14 protein-coding genes are annotated in these 19,872 nt (G+C 69.6%); 8 read left to right on the forward strand and 6 right to left on the reverse strand.

Going from position 1 to position 19,872, the window contains the following annotated elements:
• Nucleotides 1-14 precede the first annotated feature (14 nt).
• Nucleotides 15-2,060, reverse strand: a complete 2,046-nt coding sequence (locus tag AC068D_RS17765; protein ID WP_478823948.1) for a TRAP transporter permease — start codon at nt 2,058-2,060, stop codon at nt 15-17.
• Between the two features lie 460 nt (nt 2,061-2,520).
• Between AC068D_RS17765 and AC068D_RS17770 the strand changes: the two genes are divergently transcribed.
• Complete coding sequence (locus tag AC068D_RS17770) at nt 2,521-2,757, forward strand: hypothetical protein (protein WP_478823949.1); 237 nt, start codon at nt 2,521-2,523, stop codon at nt 2,755-2,757.
• A gap of 355 nt (nt 2,758-3,112) precedes the next feature.
• Here AC068D_RS17770 and AC068D_RS17775 read toward each other — a convergent pair whose 3' ends face one another.
• Both AC068D_RS17775 and AC068D_RS17780 read right to left on the reverse strand, forming a co-directional pair.
• Nucleotides 3,113-5,503: an ABC transporter permease gene (locus tag AC068D_RS17775; RefSeq protein ID WP_478823950.1), complete on the reverse strand. Its 2,391-nt coding sequence runs from the start codon at nt 5,501-5,503 to the stop codon at nt 3,113-3,115.
• Nucleotides 5,503-6,270, reverse strand: coding sequence for an ABC transporter ATP-binding protein (locus AC068D_RS17780; RefSeq protein ID WP_478823951.1), 768 nt, complete (start codon nt 6,268-6,270; stop codon nt 5,503-5,505). The genes AC068D_RS17775 and AC068D_RS17780 overlap by 1 nt, the downstream gene beginning before the upstream one ends.
• Before the next feature lie 108 nt (nt 6,271-6,378).
• On the opposite strand from AC068D_RS17780, the gene AC068D_RS17785 reads away from it, so the two are divergent.
• The 4 genes from AC068D_RS17785 to AC068D_RS17800 all read left to right on the forward strand — a co-directional run bounded on the left by AC068D_RS17785 (nt 6,379) and on the right by AC068D_RS17800 (nt 11,179).
• On the forward strand, nt 6,379-7,599 hold the full coding sequence (locus tag AC068D_RS17785) for a sensor histidine kinase (RefSeq protein WP_478823952.1): 1,221 nt from the start codon (nt 6,379-6,381) through the stop codon (nt 7,597-7,599).
• Nucleotides 7,599-8,231, forward strand: a complete 633-nt coding sequence (locus AC068D_RS17790) for a response regulator (protein ID WP_478824219.1) — start codon at nt 7,599-7,601, stop codon at nt 8,229-8,231. The genes AC068D_RS17785 and AC068D_RS17790 overlap by 1 nt, the downstream gene beginning before the upstream one ends.
• Before the next feature lie 824 nt (nt 8,232-9,055).
• Complete coding sequence (locus AC068D_RS17795; RefSeq protein ID WP_478823953.1) at nt 9,056-9,850, forward strand: AfsR/SARP family transcriptional regulator; 795 nt, start codon at nt 9,056-9,058, stop codon at nt 9,848-9,850.
• Between the two features lie 39 nt (nt 9,851-9,889).
• Nucleotides 9,890-11,179 (forward strand): MFS transporter, encoded by a 1,290-nt coding sequence (locus AC068D_RS17800; protein WP_478823954.1) that lies wholly within the window; start codon nt 9,890-9,892, stop codon nt 11,177-11,179.
• 324 nt (nt 11,180-11,503) lie between these two features.
• Here the strand turns inward: AC068D_RS17800 and AC068D_RS17805 are convergent, their stop codons facing one another.
• Together AC068D_RS17805 and AC068D_RS17810 are read right to left on the reverse strand one after the other, a co-directional pair.
• Nucleotides 11,504-12,841 carry an LCP family protein gene (locus AC068D_RS17805; protein WP_478823955.1) on the reverse strand — a complete coding sequence of 446 codons (1,338 nt, stop codon included), beginning with the start codon at nt 12,839-12,841 and terminating at the stop codon, nt 11,504-11,506.
• Between the two features lie 67 nt (nt 12,842-12,908).
• Nucleotides 12,909-14,333: a N,N-dimethylformamidase beta subunit family domain-containing protein gene (locus AC068D_RS17810; protein ID WP_478823956.1), complete on the reverse strand. Its 1,425-nt coding sequence runs from the start codon at nt 14,331-14,333 to the stop codon at nt 12,909-12,911.
• Between the two features lie 578 nt (nt 14,334-14,911).
• Here AC068D_RS17810 and AC068D_RS17815 point away from each other — a divergent pair.
• The 3 genes from AC068D_RS17815 (at nt 14,912) to AC068D_RS17825 (ending at nt 19,015) form a co-directional block, all read left to right on the forward strand.
• Entirely contained in the window at nt 14,912-17,563 is a 2,652-nt protein-coding gene (locus tag AC068D_RS17815; RefSeq protein WP_478823957.1) for a hypothetical protein, read from the forward strand.
• A complete protein-coding gene (locus AC068D_RS17820; RefSeq protein ID WP_478823958.1) occupies nt 17,560-18,153 on the forward strand; it encodes a hypothetical protein in 594 nt (197 codons plus the stop codon). The genes AC068D_RS17815 and AC068D_RS17820 overlap by 4 nt, the downstream gene beginning before the upstream one ends.
• Nucleotides 18,154-18,523: 370 nt before the next feature.
• Nucleotides 18,524-19,015, forward strand: coding sequence for a hypothetical protein (locus tag AC068D_RS17825; protein ID WP_478823959.1), 492 nt, complete (start codon nt 18,524-18,526; stop codon nt 19,013-19,015).
• A 433-nt stretch (nt 19,016-19,448) separates the two neighbouring features.
• Here the strand turns inward: AC068D_RS17825 and AC068D_RS17830 are convergent, their stop codons facing one another.
• On the reverse strand, nt 19,449-19,859 hold the full coding sequence (locus tag AC068D_RS17830) for a hypothetical protein (RefSeq protein WP_478823960.1): 411 nt from the start codon (nt 19,857-19,859) through the stop codon (nt 19,449-19,451).
• Nucleotides 19,860-19,872: the final 13 nt, after the last annotated feature.

Here is a 19,872-nt window from a genome sequence, read left to right on the forward strand (position 1 = left end):
GAAACTGCCTTTCGTCAGAGGTACTTCGTCAGGGAAGGTCGGCGGCCCGGCGTGCTCGGTGCCCTGCCGCGACGCACCGCGTGGATGCCGAACGCGATGGCCAGCAGTGCCGAGCCGACGACCAGGGAAAGGGGTACGAGGTAGAGAAGGAACACGGCGGCGGTGGCGCACAGGATGCGTTCGGCGGGGGTGCTGGGGCCGAGCATCCAGCCTCCGGTGGCGGCTGCCAGCGCGGCGACCGCAAGAGCCGAGAGGAAGGCGACCCCGGCGATCTCCACGATCGTCCCCTGGCCCAGCAGATGTGAGCCGTTGTCGGTGAGTACGAAGGCGAACGGGATCAGGAACGCGGGCAGGCAGTACTTCCAGGTCTCGTTCATCGTCCGCAACGGGCTGCCGCCGGTGATGGCTGCGGCCGCCGCGGCGGCCAGCGCCGTGGGCGGGGTGACCTCGGAGAGCACGGCGTAGTAGAAGATGAACATGTACGCCTCCGGAGCGGTGACGCCCAGGGAGGTCATCGCCGGCGCGACGATCACGGCGGAGATGATGAACGACGCGGTCACCGGCACGGCGAGCCCGAGGAGGGAGACCGCCACAGCGGCGAACAGCGCCGTCAGCGTGAGTTTCACCGTGGGGTTGTCGCCGAAGGCCCCTGCGAAATCCACGATGAGCGATGCGAGGTTGAGGCCGAGCCCGGTCTGGGTGACGACGGCGACGATGATCCCCGCCGCGGCGCAGGTGGCCACCACTGGGAGCGCCGACCTGCTGCCCTGTGCAAGGGCCTCGTACAGGCGTCGCGGGGTCAGCCGGTGCGCCGGGTCGAGGAACGAGAGCACGAACTGGACGGCCGTTGCGTAGACCACCGCTTTGAAGGGCGGCAGATCGGCCGCCATGAAGCCGATGATGAGAAAAAGAGAGAGGAAGTGGTAGCCGAACCTGCCCAGCAGTCTCAGCGCCGAGTGTTGCTGCCGTGCCTCCACCGTCCCGGTGAGGTTCTTCCGGGAGTCGATCTCGATGGCCAGCAGAATGCCGAGGTAGTAGAGGAACATCGGCACGGTGGCGTAGAGCAGGACGGTGAGGTAGCTCGCCCTCAGGTACTCGGCGATGACGAACGCGGCCGCGCCGAGGGTGGGAGGGGACAGGATGGCACCGATTCCCGCCGCGGCGAGGACGCCTCCGGCCTTCTCCTTCGAGTAGCCGGCGCGGCGCAGCAGTGGCCACGCGACCGAGCCCAGGCTGACTGCTGTGGCGGATCCGGAGCCGGAGACCGTGCCCATGAGCAGGCCCGCGGCCGTGACCGTGCGCCCCGGCGCACTGCGTGAGCCGCGGAAGGCCGCGAGGGAGAGGTTGATGAAGAAGGCGCCCGCCCCGGAGAGGTCCAGCACGGCCCCGTAGACCGTGAACAGCACGATGTAGGTGGCCGCCACCTTCAACGGCATTCCGTAGAAGCCGTCGGTGCCCATGGAGAGGTTGGCGAGGATCGCGCTCGCGTCGAGACCCCCGTGTGCCAGTGTCCAGTCGTAGGGGAGCAGACCGCCGTAGTAGGCGTAGAGCAGGAAGCCCACGCAGAACGCAGGCAGCACCCAGCCGGTCGTCCGCCGGCAGGCCTCCAGGACCAACAGGAGCAACAGCACTCCGATGACGGTGTCGAGGGAGGTGGGCAGTTGCCGCCGCTCGAGGAACTGCTCGAACCCGAAGAGCGGGTACCCGCCGACCACCACGGCGACCGCCGCCAGCGCCCAGTCGGCGAAGCCGGGATCGTCCCCTTTCCCGGCGCCGGGCCCCGCTGAACCGGCCGGGCGGCACCAGGGAAGCCGGAACGCGGGAATGCGTATGGACCCGCGGTGCGTGAGGAAGCACAGAGGCAGCGCCACGGCAAGGAAAACGGTGACGTAGTACGGGGTCCCCTCGTCCAGCGGGAAGAAGACCGTGGAGAGTGCGAAGACCGACAGCGCAGCGCAGACTGCGGAGACCGCGGTGCCCACGGGGGACGACAGCCGGCGCATGGGCCGCTCCTGCGAGTACTCGGCCACGAGCTCTTCGACTGCCGGCTGAGTTGGCAACGGTGGATTCCTTGATCTCGGGATACCAGGCGATATCGGTGACGATTGCGGGGCCACCGAATCCGCAATCGCGTCGGAGGCATACCGGGGAAAGGCGAGAAGACTCCTGGGAAGCTCCGGCATCACCCGATGAAAGGTGCCTGGCATTCCGGGCAAAGAAAGAACTCCGGCCACCCCCGTGGCACACCTCCATGCCACCAGAGTCTCCAACACACCGTCAACCGCGCCATTTCGAAAGGTTCTAGCTTCTCGGTCGATCGGGCCTATGGCTGCGGTAACCGACCATCGCTTTACGGTAGGGGCCGCCGACCGGGAAACCCGCACCGGGCCGCAGCCGGGAATCCGGTTACAACCGGATTCCGGGCGGTGTTCCGGTCGGAGAGTCGCCAGGGCTGCAACGGCCGTGGCCTGTACGGTCCCGAGTCGCAGGAATGGCTCAGCTCGAAGGCGAGAATTCCCGGTGGCGGCGCCGAGCAGCATCCGGACCGATGACTCGCCGCACGTCATGGACCAGCGCTTGGTGCACCTCTTCCTGCTCGGTGACGAATCGTTCTGCGGGACAAGGGTCCGGGCCGGCTTTCAGCGACCGATCCTCCGGTACCTCGATGCGCTGACCGTGTCCGGTGCCTTCCTTCTTCAATTCTTCGGTCCGCTGTGCGCCGCGCACAGCGACTGCGTTTTCCGGCTCGGCCCGTGAACCGCCGGGGGCAGCCACTCGGTGGTGGCGGGTCGGGGAGCGCCCGTGCTGGCCCGGCTGTTGCCCCGACCAGCACAGAAAGAGGTGCTGTCCGTGCTCTGCAAGCGGTGGCTGCGGCGGGCGGTCCGGGGCGCTTGGCGCGTTTGTTCGACGCGCTCCGCGCTCGGCCCGGGCGCCCGGTCGACCGCGGACCGGACCGCACGCCGAGCGACCGGGTCCAGGTGCGCAGACGGCGGCCGCCGAGGAAATCCTGGGGCCGCCGCCTGTGATCTGCAGTCCCACGCCTTTCGCGGGTGGGTGGCGTGTCCTGTGCCATCCGTCCCTCATCTCTGGGGCGTGGCAGTCTGCGTGGTCCTTACGCCTCCTGCCTCCGCATCGTCTTCGTGGTGACCGCGATCCCGGCCACCACGGCCGCCAGCAGGGTGCCGACGACGGCGGTCGCGATGGCGCCGGTGTTCAGGTGCAGGCTCACGTCGGACGAGGTGGCCTCGGAGAGGCCGGCTGCCATTCCCGCCAGCGGGGCCAGCGTCACCAGCACACCGAGGGCGGCGCCGACGGCGATGACCAGGGCGGTCTCGCCCGCCGAGATCAGCAGCAGCTGGCGGACGGTGCCACCGGCGGACTTCATCACCCCGAAGTCGCGGCGCCGGCCGTGGGCGGCCATGGCCATGCTGTTGGCCACGGCGATGACGCTGTAGCCGACGGCGATCACGATGAGCATGGCGGCGAGGCTGTCGGTGAGCCTGGCGTCGGTGTTGTAGTCCGCCAGCGCGTACTCGGCGGCCTCGTGCAGCGCGGTGCCGGGGACGGAGTCGGTGGCTTTGGCATCACCGGGGACGAAGATGTCGTCGGTGAGCGCGGCCGGGTCGTGGGCACGGACCAGGTCACGGGCGACCACGAAGTCACCGCGGGCCGGGTCGTCGGGCAGGACCGCCCCGACGCGCAGGGTGACGACGGCGCCGTCGGCGAACCGGACCGACACGTTCTGGTCCTTCCTCAGGCCCAGGTCCTCGGCGGTGCGCTCGCCCAGTACGGCCTCACCCGGTTTGTTCCACTTCGAGTCCCGAGTGCCCAGGACGTCCAGGACGGTGGAGCCTTCCTTCGCCTTGGCATCCCTGACCACGAAGGCGCGGGTCGGCAGGGCGGCCTTGCCCACCGGGTTGGCGGCGACCACCTCGTCGGTGTTGCCGGGGGTAGCGTCCGGGGTGACGATCGTCTGGCCCGAGACCTTGAGCGCCTCGCCCGCCGGGTAGGCCACCCGCATCGTCTCCGCCATGCCGCTGAGCAGGACCGCGAAACCGACGGCGGCGATCACGGGGGCCACCAGGGAGGCGGCGCGGTGGGGGTTGGCGACCAGTTCGGCCCGGATCAGGACCGGACCGGCCGAGCTGCCGCGTTGGAACGGAGCGGTCAGGAGCCGGCCGACGGGGCCGACGAACACGGGAGTCAGCAGGGCCGCCGCGACGATGAGCGTCATGGTGGCGAAGATCGCCATGTTGATGCGGTTGTCGGCGCTGGAGGTGGCGGTGCCGATGGCGAGCAGCACGCCGATGGCGAGGACGGCGAGGCCGGCGATCCACCGTCCGCGGTCCATGCCCTTGTTGACGGAGTGGCTGTCGAGCAGCGCTTCGACGGGTGCGACCCGGGCGGCCTTGCGGCCGGCGGTCCAGGTGCCGATCACGCTGACCCCGACACCGATCGCAGAGGCCGAGAGCAGCGGCCAGGCGGCGACGGTGACCTCCAGGTCCGGCGGGGTCACATCCAGGCCGTCGAGGATGGAGCGCAGCAGCGGGGTGGCGGCCACGCCGGCCACGCAGCCGGTGATGGAGCCGAGCAGGCCGACCACGGCGGCCTCGCCCAGGATCATGCGGCGGATCTGGGCGGGGGCGGCGCCGATGGCGCGCAGCAGGCCGATCTCGCGGCGGCGCATCCCGGTCGCCAGGACCAGCATGGAGGCGACCACGAACACGGTGGTGAACAGGCCGAGGACGGCCATGGCACTGATCAGCTGGACGCCCAGGAAGCGCTTGTGCTCGATGTACTGGGGCTGGAGTTCGGCCCGGCCGTCGCCGAAGACCACGCTGCCCTTGTCGCCGAGCACCTTCTGGGCGGCTTCGACGATCGCGCCGGTGTCGGCCTTCTTGTCGGCGATCAGGGCGATGGCGCGGACACCGGGCTGCTGCTTGGCGGCGAACGCCTCGCTGAAGTAGTAGCCGGGGCCGTCCACGGTGCCGACGACGGTGAACTGCCGGCGTCCCTGGGTGATGTTGACGGTAAGTTCACTGCCCACGGCAGCGCCCAGGGCGCGGTCCACGACGGCCTCACTCTCGCCGCGCGGAGCGCGGCCGGCGATCAGCTTGTAGGGCGCCATCTGCGCGCTGCCCCAGCCATGTCCGGACTCCAGGGCGCCCTCGTCGCCGACGGGCTTGCCGCCCTTGATCGCCTGGGCGTAGAAGGAGCGGTCCACCACGGTCTCGGCCACGCCCGGAACCTCGTCGAGTCCGGCCATCAGCGCCGCGGCCTCGGCCCTGCTCCACGGCATGCGGTCCTCCGGGCTGCCGTCGGCGTCGACGGCCTGCTCGGGCAGGGCCATGGCGGCGGTGCCGGCGTACCGCGGCTGGACCTTGGCGCGGGCGGAGTCGTAGATGACCAGAGTGGTGGTGATGAGGGCCACGCCGACCAGGACGGCGATGAAGGCCCCGAGGAATCCGGACCAGCGTTCGCGTACGTTCGCGAGGATCAGCATCACGCCTCCAGCCGGGCCATGTGGGTGGCGATCGCAGCGGTGTTGGTGCCGCCCGCGTCCCGCCTGAGCCGGATGTGATCGGCGATCCGGCCGTCCTTGAGGAAGACCACGACGTCGGCCATGGCCGCGGCCACCGGGTCGTGGGTGACCATCAGAGTGGTCTGGCCCTGCTGGTCCACCAGCATCCGCATCATCCGCAGCACCTCGCGGGAGGTGACGGTGTCCAGGGCGCCGGTCGGCTCGTCCGCGAAGAGGACGTCGGGGCGGGTGAGGAGGGCCCGGGCGAGGACCACGCGCTGCTGCTGACCGCCGGAGAGCTCACTCGGGCGGTGTCCGGCGCGCTCGGCCAGCCCGACCGCGGCGAGCGCGTTCCCGACCTGCTCGCGGCTGACCCTGCGGCCGGCGAACCGGGACGGCAGCTCCACGTTCTGCGCGGCCGTCAGGGACTCGACCAGGTTGAATGCCTGGAAGACGAATCCGACGTGGTCACGGCGGAGCTGGGTGCGCTCGTTCTCGCTCTGCCAGCCGATGTCCACGCCGGCGAGGACGATTCGACCGTCGGTCGGCTGCTCAAGCCCCGCCGCGCACTGCAACAGGGTCGACTTCCCGGAACCGGAGGGGCCCATGATGGCGGTGAAGGTGCCGCGGGGAAAGCCGAGGGTTACGCCGTCCAGTGCGGTCACCCGGCGTGGGCCGGTGCCGTGGACCTTGCGCACGCCGTCGAGTTCGACCGCGTCCTGTACGGGGGTTCGCCTCGTTGTCGTCATGCGTCGATTCCACTGCTCAGGGGGCGGGCGACGCACTGATCCACGCTCTACTTCGGAGGTAGAGGCAGCTCTACCGCGGTGCCCGAACAGCCGGGCTACGGTGACCCCATGCGTCCCACAACGGCCTGGCAGGCGATGGCTCAGCGTCCTTTGAGCTTCCTGACCTCGAGCTGGCCCTGGCGGTCGCTGGCCTATCTGACCGGAGGCGTCGTGGTCGGCGCCGCGGCCGTCCTGGTCTTCGCCTTGGGCCTGGCCGCAGGGGTCGCCCTGCTCATCGTGCTGATCGGCGTCGCGCCCCTGGTCGGCATGGTGCTGGCCTCCACCGTGGTGGCCACGGTGGAGCGCCGTCGGCTGCGGCTGGTGGACCTGGACCATCTGCCCGACCCGCACCGTGCCCCGGACGGCCCCGGCCTGCGCGCCTGGGCGGCCACCCGGCTCAAGGAGCAGGCGACATGGCGGGAGCTGATGTTCACGCTGCTGTCGGCGGCAGCACTGTGGTGGCTGGACGTGCTGGTGCTCGGGTTCTCCTTCGGCGTACCCGCCGTGACCATCGCCTCGGCCGACGGCCAGACCTGGCCCTGGGCGGTGTTCGGGGCGATCGTGCTCCTCGCCTCGCCCTACACGGTGACCTCGTGGGCGGGTGCGCGGGCCGCCATGGCGCGCACCTTCCTCGCCCCACGCGACAGGGAGCTCGGGGAGGAGCTGCGCGAGGTGCGAGCCTCGCAGTCGCGGCTGCTCGACTCCTTCGACGCCGAGCGGGTGCGCATCGAGCGCGATCTGCACGACGGGGCGCAGCAGCGGCTCGTGTCGCTGGGGATGACCTTGGGTCTTATGCGTCTCGAGGTCGCCGAGGGCTCCCCGCAGGCCGAGCTGCTGACCCAGGCCGAGAATCAACTCTCCATTGCCCACCGGGAGTTGCGGGCCCTGATCCGAGGGCTCAACCCACCGGTGCTGGCCGATCACGGACTGGTCGCGGCGATCGAGGACTACGCCGGCCGGTTCCCGATCCCCGTCACGGTGGACCTGCGGCTGCCCCAGCGGCTGCCCAGGAAACTCGAGACGACGATGTACTACCTGATCAACGAGGCCATGACGAACATCGCCAAGCACAGCGGGGCCACCAGCGCCCAGGTACGCGGTCGCTACCATTCGGATCTGTTGATCCTCGACATCACGGACGACGGCCACGGCGGCGTCGAGCCCGACGCGGGCAGCGGCGTGACCGGGCTCGCGGACCGGGTCGCGGCGCTCGACGGCCGGATGCGGGTGTCGAGCCCGGTGGGTGGCCCCACCCTGCTGCATGTGGAGGTTCCGTGTCGCTTCGCCTGATCGTGGCCGAGGACGCCGTTCTGTTGCGCGAGGGCCTGGTCGGGCTGCTCGAGCGGGTCGGCCACGAGGTGGTGGCGGCGGTGGGGGACGCCGACGCACTGGTCGAGGCGGTACGTGCCGAGCGGCCGGGCCTGATCGTCACCGACGTACGGATGCCACCGTCACTCAGAGATGACGGGCTGCGGTCCGCGGTGAAGCTGCGCGAGGAGTTCCCAGGGCTGCCCGTGCTCGTGCTCAGCCAGTACGTGGAGCGCTCCTACGCGCTGCGCCTGCTGGACTCGGGCGGCGGGGCCGGGGTTGGCTACCTGCTCAAGGAACGGGTGAGCGCAGTGGCCGACTTCACGGCCGCGATCGAGCGGGTCGCCGCCGGGGGGACGGTCGTGGACCCGGAAGTGATCCACCAGTTGGTCCGGCTGCGCCAGGATCCGCTGGAGCGGCTGAGCGCCCGCGAACGCGAGGTGCTCGCGCTGATCGCGGAGGGCCGCTCCAACGCCAGCCTCGCGGCGCACCTGTACATCAGCGAGGCGGCTGTCAGCAAGCACATCGGCAACATCTTCAACAAGCTGGACCTGCCGGTGGACACCGAGGGACACCGGCGGGTGCTGGCGGTCCTCGCCTTCCTGCGGGCATGACGCGCAACCCCGCCCTCCCCGGGACCGGGAGGGCGGGCCAGGCAGCCCAAGAAATCACCTAGGTGTTCGCGGCCGTGGACAGCAGGTGCCGCCCGAGGCCGGATAACGGGCGACGAACCGGGCGGCGTTGCCGTGGGCAACCACGGCGGTCGCGGCCGGACCGAGCAGCGGTCCCGGAGTTGGCCACGTGCGCGCCGGGGTGAGCGCGGCGAAGCTCCCGGTGCCGATCACCGACCTGGGCCGATCACCATGGTGTCGGGCACCCCGAGCCTGCGCTGCAACTCGTCCGGAACGCCGACGGCTCGGTCGGCACTCGGTCGCCGCCGTCCACCGCATCCTCGCCGAGGACGCCGACAGCGCCGCGTGAGCCCGGACTCCCTTCAGGGGGTCCAAGATCAGCTCATTGTCCCCTTCGGCGTGTATCCGGGTCACACCCCGGGTGGCGTCGGCCGGGCTGTGAGCACTCGCCGAGAGTGGGCCCCGACGACAGGCCGGGCATGCTCCGACCCGAGATGCGGCAGCGGTCGCCGTGCCCGGTCACAGCAGCTCGTGCGCGGATTCTCCGGGCATGGCGTCGTCGTACCGCCGGGTGGCAGCCAATCGGTCGGTGTCAGCATTCCACTCAATCGCCACGAGGGCCGGCCATCATGGCGCACGGTCGTTCCACGAGGTGCAACTCCCCGTCCGCGCAAGGCGGGAGAGGCAATTCCAGCCAATCCCTGGTGAGCCGCCGAGGTCCATTGACACAACCTTCACATGTTCCGTCTACTTCTCACGCACCACTCGATGGAGTTCAACACGTGTCACATGGCGAAGGGCCGACCATGAAGGTGCAGGGGGACGAGGGTGCTGCCCGGCCAATCCAGATATCCGTGCTCGGTCCACTGGAAGTGCGGATCCACAGGGAGCGGGTCGGCATTCCAGGGCGTCGACAGCGGGCGATCCTGGCCACGCTCGCACTCTCGCTCGGACAGACCGTGCCCACGGAGCAGCTGATCAGGGCCATCTGGGAGGACGATCCGCCGAGGACCGCACCGGCCCAGGTCCAGACGGGGATCTGGATGCTGCGCAGCGCCCTCACCAGCGCCGGTGCCCCACCTCGGACGCTGCAGTCGAGCCTCACCGGGTACCAGCTTCTGCGGGGAGTGTGCTCGGCGGACGTGACGGTCCACCGGGAGACGCTGGCCGCCGCGCGGGACATGCACAGGTGTGGTCACCTCGACGAGGCGGTGCGGCTGCTGCGGTCGGTTCACGACCTGTGGCGCGGTCCGGCCCTGGCGGACATCCCGCATCACGGGCTCCGTGCCCGCGCCACACGCCTCGAAGAGGAGCGCATCGCCGCCGTGCAGTACCGGGTGTCCCTGGAGCTTCAGCTCGGACGCCACGAGGAAGTCATCACCGACCTCTACGAACTCGTCGACCGATTCCCGTTGCGTGAGAGCCTGCACGCCGATCTGATGCTGGCCCTGTACCGCTCGGGCCGCCAGGCCGACGCGCTGGAGGTGTTCCACAGCATGCGGCGCACTCTGGCCGACGAACTCGGCATCGAACCCTGGCCCACCCTGTGCACCCTCGCGCAGGCGATCCTGCGACAGGACAGCACACTCATGCCTGCCTGACGTCCTGCCAGAGCTCGCTGCAACTCCGAGGAGACCACGATGACCGCTGGGGAACGCCCTGGCAGCAGTACCCCCCAAGCTCCTTCGAAGCCCGGGCGAACCCTCTTCACCGCCTCACTGCCCCGTGGCGCGGGAATTGGGTGGTTCGGGACTGCCGCCCTGGTGAACGCGGTGGGAACAGGCTTCTTCTACCCGTATCAGCTGCTCTTCTTCCTGGGTGTGACCGATCTCCCGCTCACCACCATCGGCGCCGGCCTCACCGTGGCGACCCTGCTGGCCCTGCCGGCCGTACTCCTCCTCGGCCGGTGGGTCGACCGCTACGGGACACGGACGTCCTTGGTCGCCGCAACGCTCCTCAGGGCGGCCGTGTTCGTCGCCTATCTGTTCGTCCACGATGTCGTATCGTTCGTCGTCCTCGCCTTCGTCGCGGCGGTCGCCCAACGGGCGGAGCAGGTGGCCATGCCGGTGCTCGCCGCCGGGATCGCGCCCGAAGGGCAACTGGGGAACTGGCTGGCGCTCACGAAGGTGGCATTCAACGCGGGCATGGGTCTCGGCGGCCTGCTGGCCGGGCTGGCTCTGATCCAGACCTCCAGCCACGCGGGTTTCGTCACCGTCGGTCTGCTCAACGCGGCCAGCTTTGCCCTGACGGCGCTGCTCTACCTGCCGCTCCCGACGATCAGGTCCTCCGGCTCAGGAAGTTCGCTCTCCGGCAGCCGTCCCTGGCGCAATCCGCTCTTTCTTCGGCTTGCCACGGTCAACTTCCTTCTCATCACCGTCATCGTCGCCACCGAGGTGGGCCTTCCGGTCTATCTGATAGACACGTTGGACACTCCGACGTGGACCGTGGGTCTTCTCTTCGCCATGAACACGATTCTGATGGTGCTGTTCCAGCTTCCGGTGAGCAGCCGCACACGAAGCCGTGCCCCGCTGCGCGTCATCGCCGTGGGCAGCATCCTGCACGCGGCACTGCTCGTCGTGCTCGCGCTGGCAGGACAACTCCCGTTCGGAGCACTGCTGCCGTTGCTCGTCATGGGGGTGATGATCTACACCCTTGGTGAGATCCTTGCCACGCAGGTCCTCTCGGTGCTTCTCGTGACTCTGGCACCGGATCACGAGCGCGGTGTCTACCAGGCCTTCAACCAGGTTCTCGTCGGTCTGTCGCTGGCCGTGGTGCCCCTGCTCGTGGCCCTTCTGCTCACCCACGCGCCGGCCGGGCTGTGGTGGATGCTCAGCGTCGTGACGCTCCTGGTGCTCGTCGGCATGCTCCGCATGAACCGGCGGTCCGGCGCCGCGATCGCCGTCGCGGCCGGTGAAGGCGGTTCCCAGTAGAGGATGGAACGGTGCCCTGACAGGTTTTGCGAAACCACCCGGCTCGGCCGTGCTCCTGTACGGGGCAGGGGCCTGCCTGCCGTCAGCGAGGGATGACGAGCGTCGTGGCCCGCATCGCCTCCATCAACGTCTTTCTCGCGGCTCGGAATCCTCGCCGTGCCGCCGTGCACACTTCGTCCTCACGTGTCGCCCCGCCGACGACGGCGTCCCGGTACGGCGCGGTGAGGCGCCGCGCCCGTCCGTGGGGTCGGGCCAACCCCTGCATCTGAACAGACGTGCCGACTCGGATGACTGCAACGAGCCTTCGGGCCCGGGCACGGACCGTCAGTGGCGGCCAGGGCGCGGCGCTGTCGGACGGGTGCAGCGGAGGTGGTCTGCCGTGACCGGTGCGCCTTCTGCCACGTTGCGGTCGTAGGTGACGGTCCTGACCACGACGGGGTCGGATCCGACGGTGACGTCGAAGACGTCGTCTGGCCGGGAGACTGCCTTCAGGCGGGCTCCGGGCAGGGCGGCGGCCAGTGTGGAAGCGTCCGCTTCATGTCCGGCCGCATAGGTGATCACGGTGGGGCCTGCGGGCCGTTGCGACGGGGCGGACGCCGAGGTGTCGGTCACAACGAACTTGTTGCGCCGCAGGGCCTTGGCGACGGTGGCGTGGTCGACCCGGACGGTGATTCCGGCGGGATTGGTCTCGGCACGTGTTTCGGGCACGGGCAGGATGCGGTCGTCAGCCGTGATGGCGCGGTCGGCCCGCAAGGCGTCCCACAGGGCCCGGGAGCGCGCTTTGTGCCAGAGGAGCGTGGAGCCCACACCCGGCACGCGGTGGTCGAACTGCGAGATCGGTACGGTGGTGAACTCCGTTTGCTCCGCGGGGAGTCGGCCCATGGCCCAGCCGATGCGTACAAGATCGTCCAGACCGGTCCGTTCGTCCATGCGTACGGACTTGAGCAACTGGTGCGCCGTGCGGACGGTGTTCACGGGATCGGTCAGCGCCCCTCGGGCCGTCAGACCGGCCAGCATGTCGGCGAGCATGCGCTGCTGGCGGCGGACCCTGCCGAGGTCTCCTGGGCGGTTGATGTGCCGGGCCCGCGCATAGCGCAGTGCCCCGTTCCCGTCGATCCGATGGGTTCCCGCAGTGATGTCGAGGCCCGAGTTCTCGTCCTTGAGCGGCTTGTCCGTACACACGGTCGCGCCGCCCAGGTCGTTGACGGCCTGCTCGAAGCCGGTGAAGCCGGTCTCGAGATAGTGGTCGATGCGCAGACCTGTGACCTTTTCGACGGTGCGTACGGCCAGGGGTCCTCTGCCGATCTTGTACGCGCCGTTGATCTTGCCCCAGCGGGCCGGAGCGGTGACGCCTTCCGGTGCGGCGTACTCGACATAGCTGTCCCGGGGAATGGAGACGACGCTTGCGCGCCGTTGGTCCTCGGAAAGGTGTACGAGCATCATGACGTCGGTGCAGTCACATCCTTCACCACCCACGTGAAGGCGGCGCTTCTCGGCAGCCGACAGACCGGAACGGCTGTCGACGCCGACAATCAGGATGTTCGTGCCGCGGCCGCTGTCCCGGCCTGTGGGTTCGTCCCCACCGGAGTCGGCCTGTGCGCCGAGCCAGGGCCAGGAAGCCAGGCTGGAGAGCAGGGCCAGTCCGACGGTGAGCCGACGCATCACATACCCCCAAAAGGGACATAAGGGAATGTGTGTGACGTTAGCGGCAGTGGAGGGGCGGTGCGTGCTATGCGCCGATCGGCGCGCTGTCCTGGCCGTAGTAGTCACCCACGTTGTCCAACGCAGGCCTGGCCTTCCCCACCGGTCCCTGCGCGAACGCCTGCAGGACGTTGGCCGTCACGGTGCGGGCGAACTGCCCCGCGCGTCCGTCCAGCCCGTGGTTCACCCCGCTCCGTGCCCGTCCGGTCGCCTTCAGCGCCTCGACCCAGCGCATGGTACCCGTGGCGAAGAGGCCCGCCCCTCCCGGCAGGGAGCAGTAGGCCATGTCCGCATGAGAAGGCCGCCCCTTGCACACCACCGGCGAGTGCGCCAGGATCTCGGCCGGCCGAGGTGTCGGGCGCGTCGGGTCGACTCGGTCGAACTCAACGCCCACCAGATGGGGGAAGGAGTCGCCCGGCCGCACACCGGTGCCCTCGAGAAGCCAGTGGTCCGGGCGGGCGACCACGAGCGGTGCGTCCACTGGGTAGCCGTCGTAGATGACTCCCAGGAGCGCGCTCTCCGGGTCGGGTGCGGGCCGCAGCCGGTAGTCGTTGGTCGGTGGCAACCCGCGCCGGAAGCCGGGGTCCTTGGCGTAGTCGTCCTTGTAGCAGACCACGATCCGGTCCGCACCCGGATCGGATGCCTCGAAGCGAATGCGGCGGTAGCAGCAGTTGGCGCCCAGGACGGCCAGGTTCATCCCGCCGTCGCGCGCCGCCGTCACGTGCCGCCGCTGTTCCGGGCTCCAGTACTCGTCGTGTCCCAGCGACAGCATGGCCACGGCACCGTCGAGGAGGTGCGGCTCGCGGGCCACGTCCACTCCGGTGGCGTACGCGAGGGGCAGCCCCATGCGTTCCGCAAGCGCAACGAGCGGTGCCTCGTAGACGAGGTACTGGCCGGCGCCGTTGCCGCCGGCGTAGGGGCGGTCGAAGGACACGGCGAGCGAACGCGACTGCTTCTTGCCATCGGTGCCCTTGTAGAGGTCGATGCCGCCCCACCGGTTGTACGCCTGCCAGGTGGCGACCGAGTTGACCACCAGCATCCGGCCCGCAGCCGAGGCGGACCGGAGGGTCAGCGGCACATAGCGCTGACCCTCTGCGTTCTCGGCGTCCAGCCGGAGCAGATAGCAGCCCTCCGGCCAGCCGGAGGTGTCCAGTTCCACCGTCCGTTGCCAGTCGCAGTACATCGTTCTCGTCCCGGCCTCCATCAGCGCGGAGGGCTGGGCCCTGCCCGGAAGGCTGCCCGAGCGCCAGACCAGACGAGCCATCTCTCCGCGATACCAGCCCATCCTGTACGCCGAAACGGTGTAGGCCGCCGCCGTCGTCGAGACGCGCAGGGCAACGGGCTCACCCGGACGCACGCTCACGCGCTCGGCGAAGCCCTCGATGGAACGAGGCGCACCCGCCCGGACGATTCGCCAGTCAGCGTTGCCCGGCCGGGCGTTCTCGGCCGGCACATCGAGCCCACACACCTGCGGTGTCCCACCGGAACAGCCGCCCGTGTGCGGCGCCGGGTCGGGCGGATTGCCTGACCAGCGAACAGTCGGGACGAACGCAGCCGCTGCAAGCCCCAGCATCCGCCTGCGCTCGGGGAACCGGGGGCCGGCTGCCTCGCACGGCCTGCCATGTTCAGCCATCACACCCGTCAATCTCCTCGGCGGTGCCGGCCTCCTTTTCTAAGCGCACCGAGCTCCCGCGCCCTGCATTCACCGGTCCCGGCGCGCCATGGCCGTCACACCGCCCGCATGGCACGAGGCCAAGAGGATCGCCACGGTGTCCGGCCTCGACGTCGGCCATGCGTCATCCGCACTTCCGACAGCCTCGCCGCGATGCTTGCCGTCCGGAGCTTCAGGGCCTGCGGTCGACGGCGAGCGGCGGCGCCTGGGAGGAGGGGGCTGATCACTTCGGCCGGGGTCACCCGTAGCGCAGCCTGGAAGAACCCGAAATGCCGGAACTGGGGCCGGATTTGGGTCCAGGGGCCCATGTGGCACTCGCGCAGATGATCTATTCTCGGCCATTCGGGGGGTGGGCGAGCATGTCCTTCTACGTTGATGTCGCCGGAGCGGGCGGAGTCGCGCGACGCGCCATGCCTCAGCAACTGGTCGTCGCACGCTGGCTTGTGTACGTCCTGTTCGGGGCGACGATCGTGGGAGGCCTCGGCCTGCTGCTCTCCGCCGCCCAAGTGGGCGCGCTGCGCGGTCTGGTGCTCGGAACCCTCCTGCACGGAGCAGCGCCCGGCGTCGTCGGCTGGCTGCTCGCACGCCGGGCCTGGACGGGCGGCAACCGGATCCGCTGGGGGCTGATCGCCGTACAGGCGTGGCTGATATCCGGCGGCCTGGCCAACATGCGGGAGGGCTCGCTCCAGGGCCTGACCCAACTCCTGCTGCCCATCATGATCCTGGTCTTCCTGTGCATGAAGGACACGCGGGAATGGTTCGGTTCGGCGCCGTCCCATCGGCAGGAGAGGCCGCCGTTCTCCCTCGCGCACATGATCACCTGGCGTCGGGACCGGGGTCAGTCGGCGGTGGAGTACACCGGCCTGATCGTGCTGGTCGTCGCCATCATCACCACGCTGCTGCTGAGCGGCGTCGGCGGACGGATCTCCGGCGGCCTCAAGGAGGCCATCTGCTCCCTGGTCGGCCAGTCCTGCCCGGCCGACGACGGCGGTGAGACGACCCAGGCGGGCGACGGTGCGGACGGTTCCACGGGCGACGGTGCGGATGGTTCCACGGGCGAGGGCACGGACGGCAGCACGGGCAACGGCGCGGACGGCGGGGGCGCGACCGGTGGCAGCACGGGTGGCACGGGTGGCACGGGCAGCACGGATCCGGACGGGCAGTCCGGCGATAACACCCAGGGCGTCCCCGGCGACGGCCCGCCCGGCTCCGAGGACGACGAGGGCGGCGACCCGACGGACCCGTACGAGCCGATCGGCGACGGCAGGGCGACGAAGGACGATGCCGGCCAGGAGGACGGCGGCGACAAGAAGGAGGAGTGCTCCGGCTTCTGGGGGTGCACGCTCGACCAGCTCGGCCAGGTCGGGGAGGGCATCTTCGTCGACGGTTTGTGGGGCGACGTCACCGACGCCTGGGACACGATCATGCACCCGATCGACAGCGTCACGGGTCTGGTGGACTACGGCAAGGTGCTCGGCGACACCTGGAGCAAGGGCACCGAGGACGCCGGCGACAAGTGGGACAAGGGCGAGTACTGGGACGCGCTCACCGACTGGGGCGGCAGCGGTGTCGATGTCGCCCTGAAGCCGCTGGACGACATGTTCATCGGCGACGAGGTGCGCGAGAGCTGGAACCGGGGTGAGGAGACCCAGGCGGTCAGCAACGTCCTGTGGAACGTCGGCTCGCTGTTCATCCCCGGTTACGGCGAGGCCAAGGCCGCCGCCAAGCTGGGCAAGCTCGGCCGCCTCGGCAAGATCGCAGGGGCCGTCACCGAGGCCGTCGACAAGGCCAAGGACGCGACCGGCCGCGCCCGCAAGGCCGCGGACTCGGGCGACGCCAAGGGCGCCCGGGACGCAGCGGACGACGCCCAGGAGATCGCCGACGACGCGAAGGAGAAGGTCGAGGAGGCGGGCGAGTGCAAGCTCACCGCCCTCGGCGGTGCGCGTCTCGTCCCGTACGGCGGAGGCGCCCCGCGCCTCATCGGCGGACCCGGCAGCGGCAGCGCCGTCCTCGCGGCCGCACCGGCGGCGGTGCCGGTGGCCTACGTCGCGGAGGACGGCCCCGAGCTGTGCACGGGCGCGGAGTCGGACAACGCCCGCGACGCGCAGAAGCAGGCCGACGAGGCGGACAGGGCGGCCGACGCGGCGGAGCTCGGCGACATGGCGGACCAAATCAAGCAGACGCTTGCCGACCTCAAGGACTCGCAGAAGACACCCAGGAAGGAAAAGATCGTCCTCGATTCGAAGGCGATCGATCGACTCGTTTCGAAGGCGAAGGACGACCCTGACCATCGCAAGGGTGAGTACAGCAAGGAGGAACTGGCCTCCGTGCTGAAGGAACTCGACGCGATGCTCAAGAACAAGGACGGCATCGACAGGGATACCCGAGGCTCGCTCGCAGGCACGGTTCTCCGTGCCAACAACCGACACGGTCTGGCCGAGGGCATGGCGGAGGTCCGAGCCGCCCAGCGGGCGACCCAGGAGGCCGCCGAAGGCACCAAGGTGTACGGGGCTGTCGGCGGCAGCAAGGGCCGAAAGAGCGTGGACTTCGGCGATGGGCCTGTCGATGTCAGGGGCGTCGACGACATCGACGTGATCTACAAAGGCAAGGACGGCAACATCCACGTGGTTGAGGTCAAGAACACGGCCAACGCCGCCACGAAGTACTCGGTTCCGGACCAGGCCAAGCGGCTCGCCGACTGGGCCAAGGAGGACGGCGCGACCCCGCCGAGGGTGGCCCGCTACGAGATCGAGCAGCAGAAGGACTGGCACAAGATCTTCGATGGTTACCAGAAGCCCAAGAACGGCGATGCCCCTCCGGGCACACCGGCCCGGACCTTCGCGGAGAACGGCCTCAACGTCCGTATCTCTGGACAGGACTTCACCCCGCAGCAGATGAAGGCCATGGACGATGCCTGGAACGCCAAGAGCGACGCCGACAAGCGAGCGGCAATCGACTCCGGCAGGATGAACGATCCGAAGAGCGCGATGGAGTACCTAGGAGTCTCGTGACCGCAGACGAAACGCCACTGCTGCCGGCGCCGATCCGAGCCATGCCGTTCGACTGGGGCCAGTGGCCCGACGACGAGAACGACGAGCTCGTCGCGCTCGCTCGCGGCATCCTCGAAGCTGCGCTGCCGACGGCACCGCTCGCCGTCCCCGAGCCGCCGTTCCTCGGGTTCGGCGACGAGAAGTACTTCACCGACGACGAGGAAGTACCCGACTGGATCTACATCTGGCCCGTATTGCTTCACCACGTCGAGGACGTCCGGCAGGTCACGGCCGGGCAGATGGCCGCCGCCGAGGCCGAGTGCGCCCGGCAAGGCCTCGACACCACGGACTTCCAGGAGGTCTGGACACGGCGGGTCACCGGGTGGATCGTCGAGAAGACCCTGGAGTGGTGCGGCCTCATGGATGACCTCGACCTGTTGCGGTCCTGGTTCCCGGAGCTCGCCGAGCAGTACGCCGTGCGGGGGCTGGCCGCCGAGAAGGCTGTTTCGGCGCTGCGCAGCACCGTGTCCCTCCCCGAGAGCCGCGCGGCTCTGCTGCGGCTGGCCGCCGTGGAAGGGCTGCCGGACGAGATCCGGGAATCGATCGAGTAGGGTCCGGGAGCACCGCGTGACCACCGCCGACGAGACCCCCACTGCTGCCGGAGGCACTGCGGGCGTACCCGATCCCGTGGCGGGCCGGGTACGAGTGGTCCGTGAGGACGGACGAGAGCGGGAAGAACCTGGCGTACGCGCGGGCGGTGCTCGAAGCCTGCCTGCCGCCGGAGCCGCTGGCCAGCAGCGCTGCCGGCCGGAACCCTGTCGGTCGGCCCAGGCGAGGCGTACCCGTCTGCGCCACAGCGCGAAGCCGACGCGGCCGCAATCCGGCGCAGCCACTCGTCGCCGTCCGGCAAGGCGGCGCAAGAGCGGTGCCGCGCCGATATCGACGTGCGGACCGGCCCGGGGAAGTGCCACTGTCACTGTCGTGACCTTGATGGACGTACTCGTCGACTTCTCCCGCACCGGCCGGCTCGGGCCCCTGAACTGCGGAATGTCCCTGGCTGAGGCCGAAGACCTCCTCGGCCCGGGGCGCCCGCACCCCGCCCACATCCTGATGGGGCCCGATATCGACGGCTATCCGTATTCCTGGGACGGGCTTGGGCTGGTGATCACTCAGCGAGTCGTCAGCGGAATCCGGATCAGCCTCTGGCCCGGTTCGACCGCCGCGCTCCCGCCGCTCGTCCTGCCCGATTCCGAGTCGTTCGAGGCCACCGTCCTCCGCGAGGAACTGGTCGCTGCCCTCGACAGCGCAGGCTGCCGGCATGCGGTCAACGACACCCTCACCTTCGGCAGGCAGTCGAGCATCCGTACCCAGCCCGCCGATGTCTGCGCGGTCTTCAGCCTGCCGGGACGGGACAACCAGGTGCCGCACCGTGACCGTCACTACCTCGACGTGATGCACAAGCGCACGGATTGACATCGCTGATTCCACAGAATGATGCGGTCGACCTGTCCTTGGACGACACCCGAGGTGCAGGAAGTGGTGAGCCTCGCGATCGTTCGTCACCCGGCCGCTCGAAGCCCTCCTTCCATGGGTGACGGAGGCGGGCGCATGCCGACAGCACAAGACCCCGGGCAGCAGCTGTGACGTCCCGGGGTCTTGCTGTGCACTTCGCTTGACCGGATGGCTCAACGAGCAGCGGCAGCAAGGGTTACGTCTGTTCCGCGCACGACGGGAGCGGACGGCCACGCTCCTTCATCCGGAGGAAGGCCGCCGACGACAGCCCCGGACGGTTGCGCCCTGCTGACGGCGAACTCCGACTCAGGACACCAGGGCCGCTCGTTTGGATCCTGCCGGGCTCGCGTGCCCCGGCACGCTCACTGATCCAGCCCGATCCGAACGAAAGACCCTAGCGCTTCACGGTGAGGATGCGGCCGCCGAGTCTGGTGTGCAGGCTGCGTACCGTGCTCCCTGTGCCGTAGGCGATCCAGTCCTTGCCGGACAGGTACGTCACGTCGGCCGGGAGCGTATCCGTGATCCATTCGCTCCGTGCCCGGTCGCTCGTGAATGTGGCCAGGACATAGCGCGCGCTGCCGTCCGAGCACGACGCCACCTCGTATCCCGCCTCGTCGGCAACGAGCGTGGGTGTACAGCCCGCCATGCGCGCCAGGTCTCCGAGCATGCCGCTGGGCCGGGCGGGAGAGGACGGCCACGGAGTGGCACCGGTTCCCCAGGCGAACACGACAGCGGCAGCAGCTGCCAGGACGAGGGCGAGGACACGGTCACGGTTCTTGGACGAGCAGCGGTGCACGGTGGTCATGTTGCCCGTCCGG

The organism is Streptomyces sp. NPDC043861, from assembly GCF_056435905.1.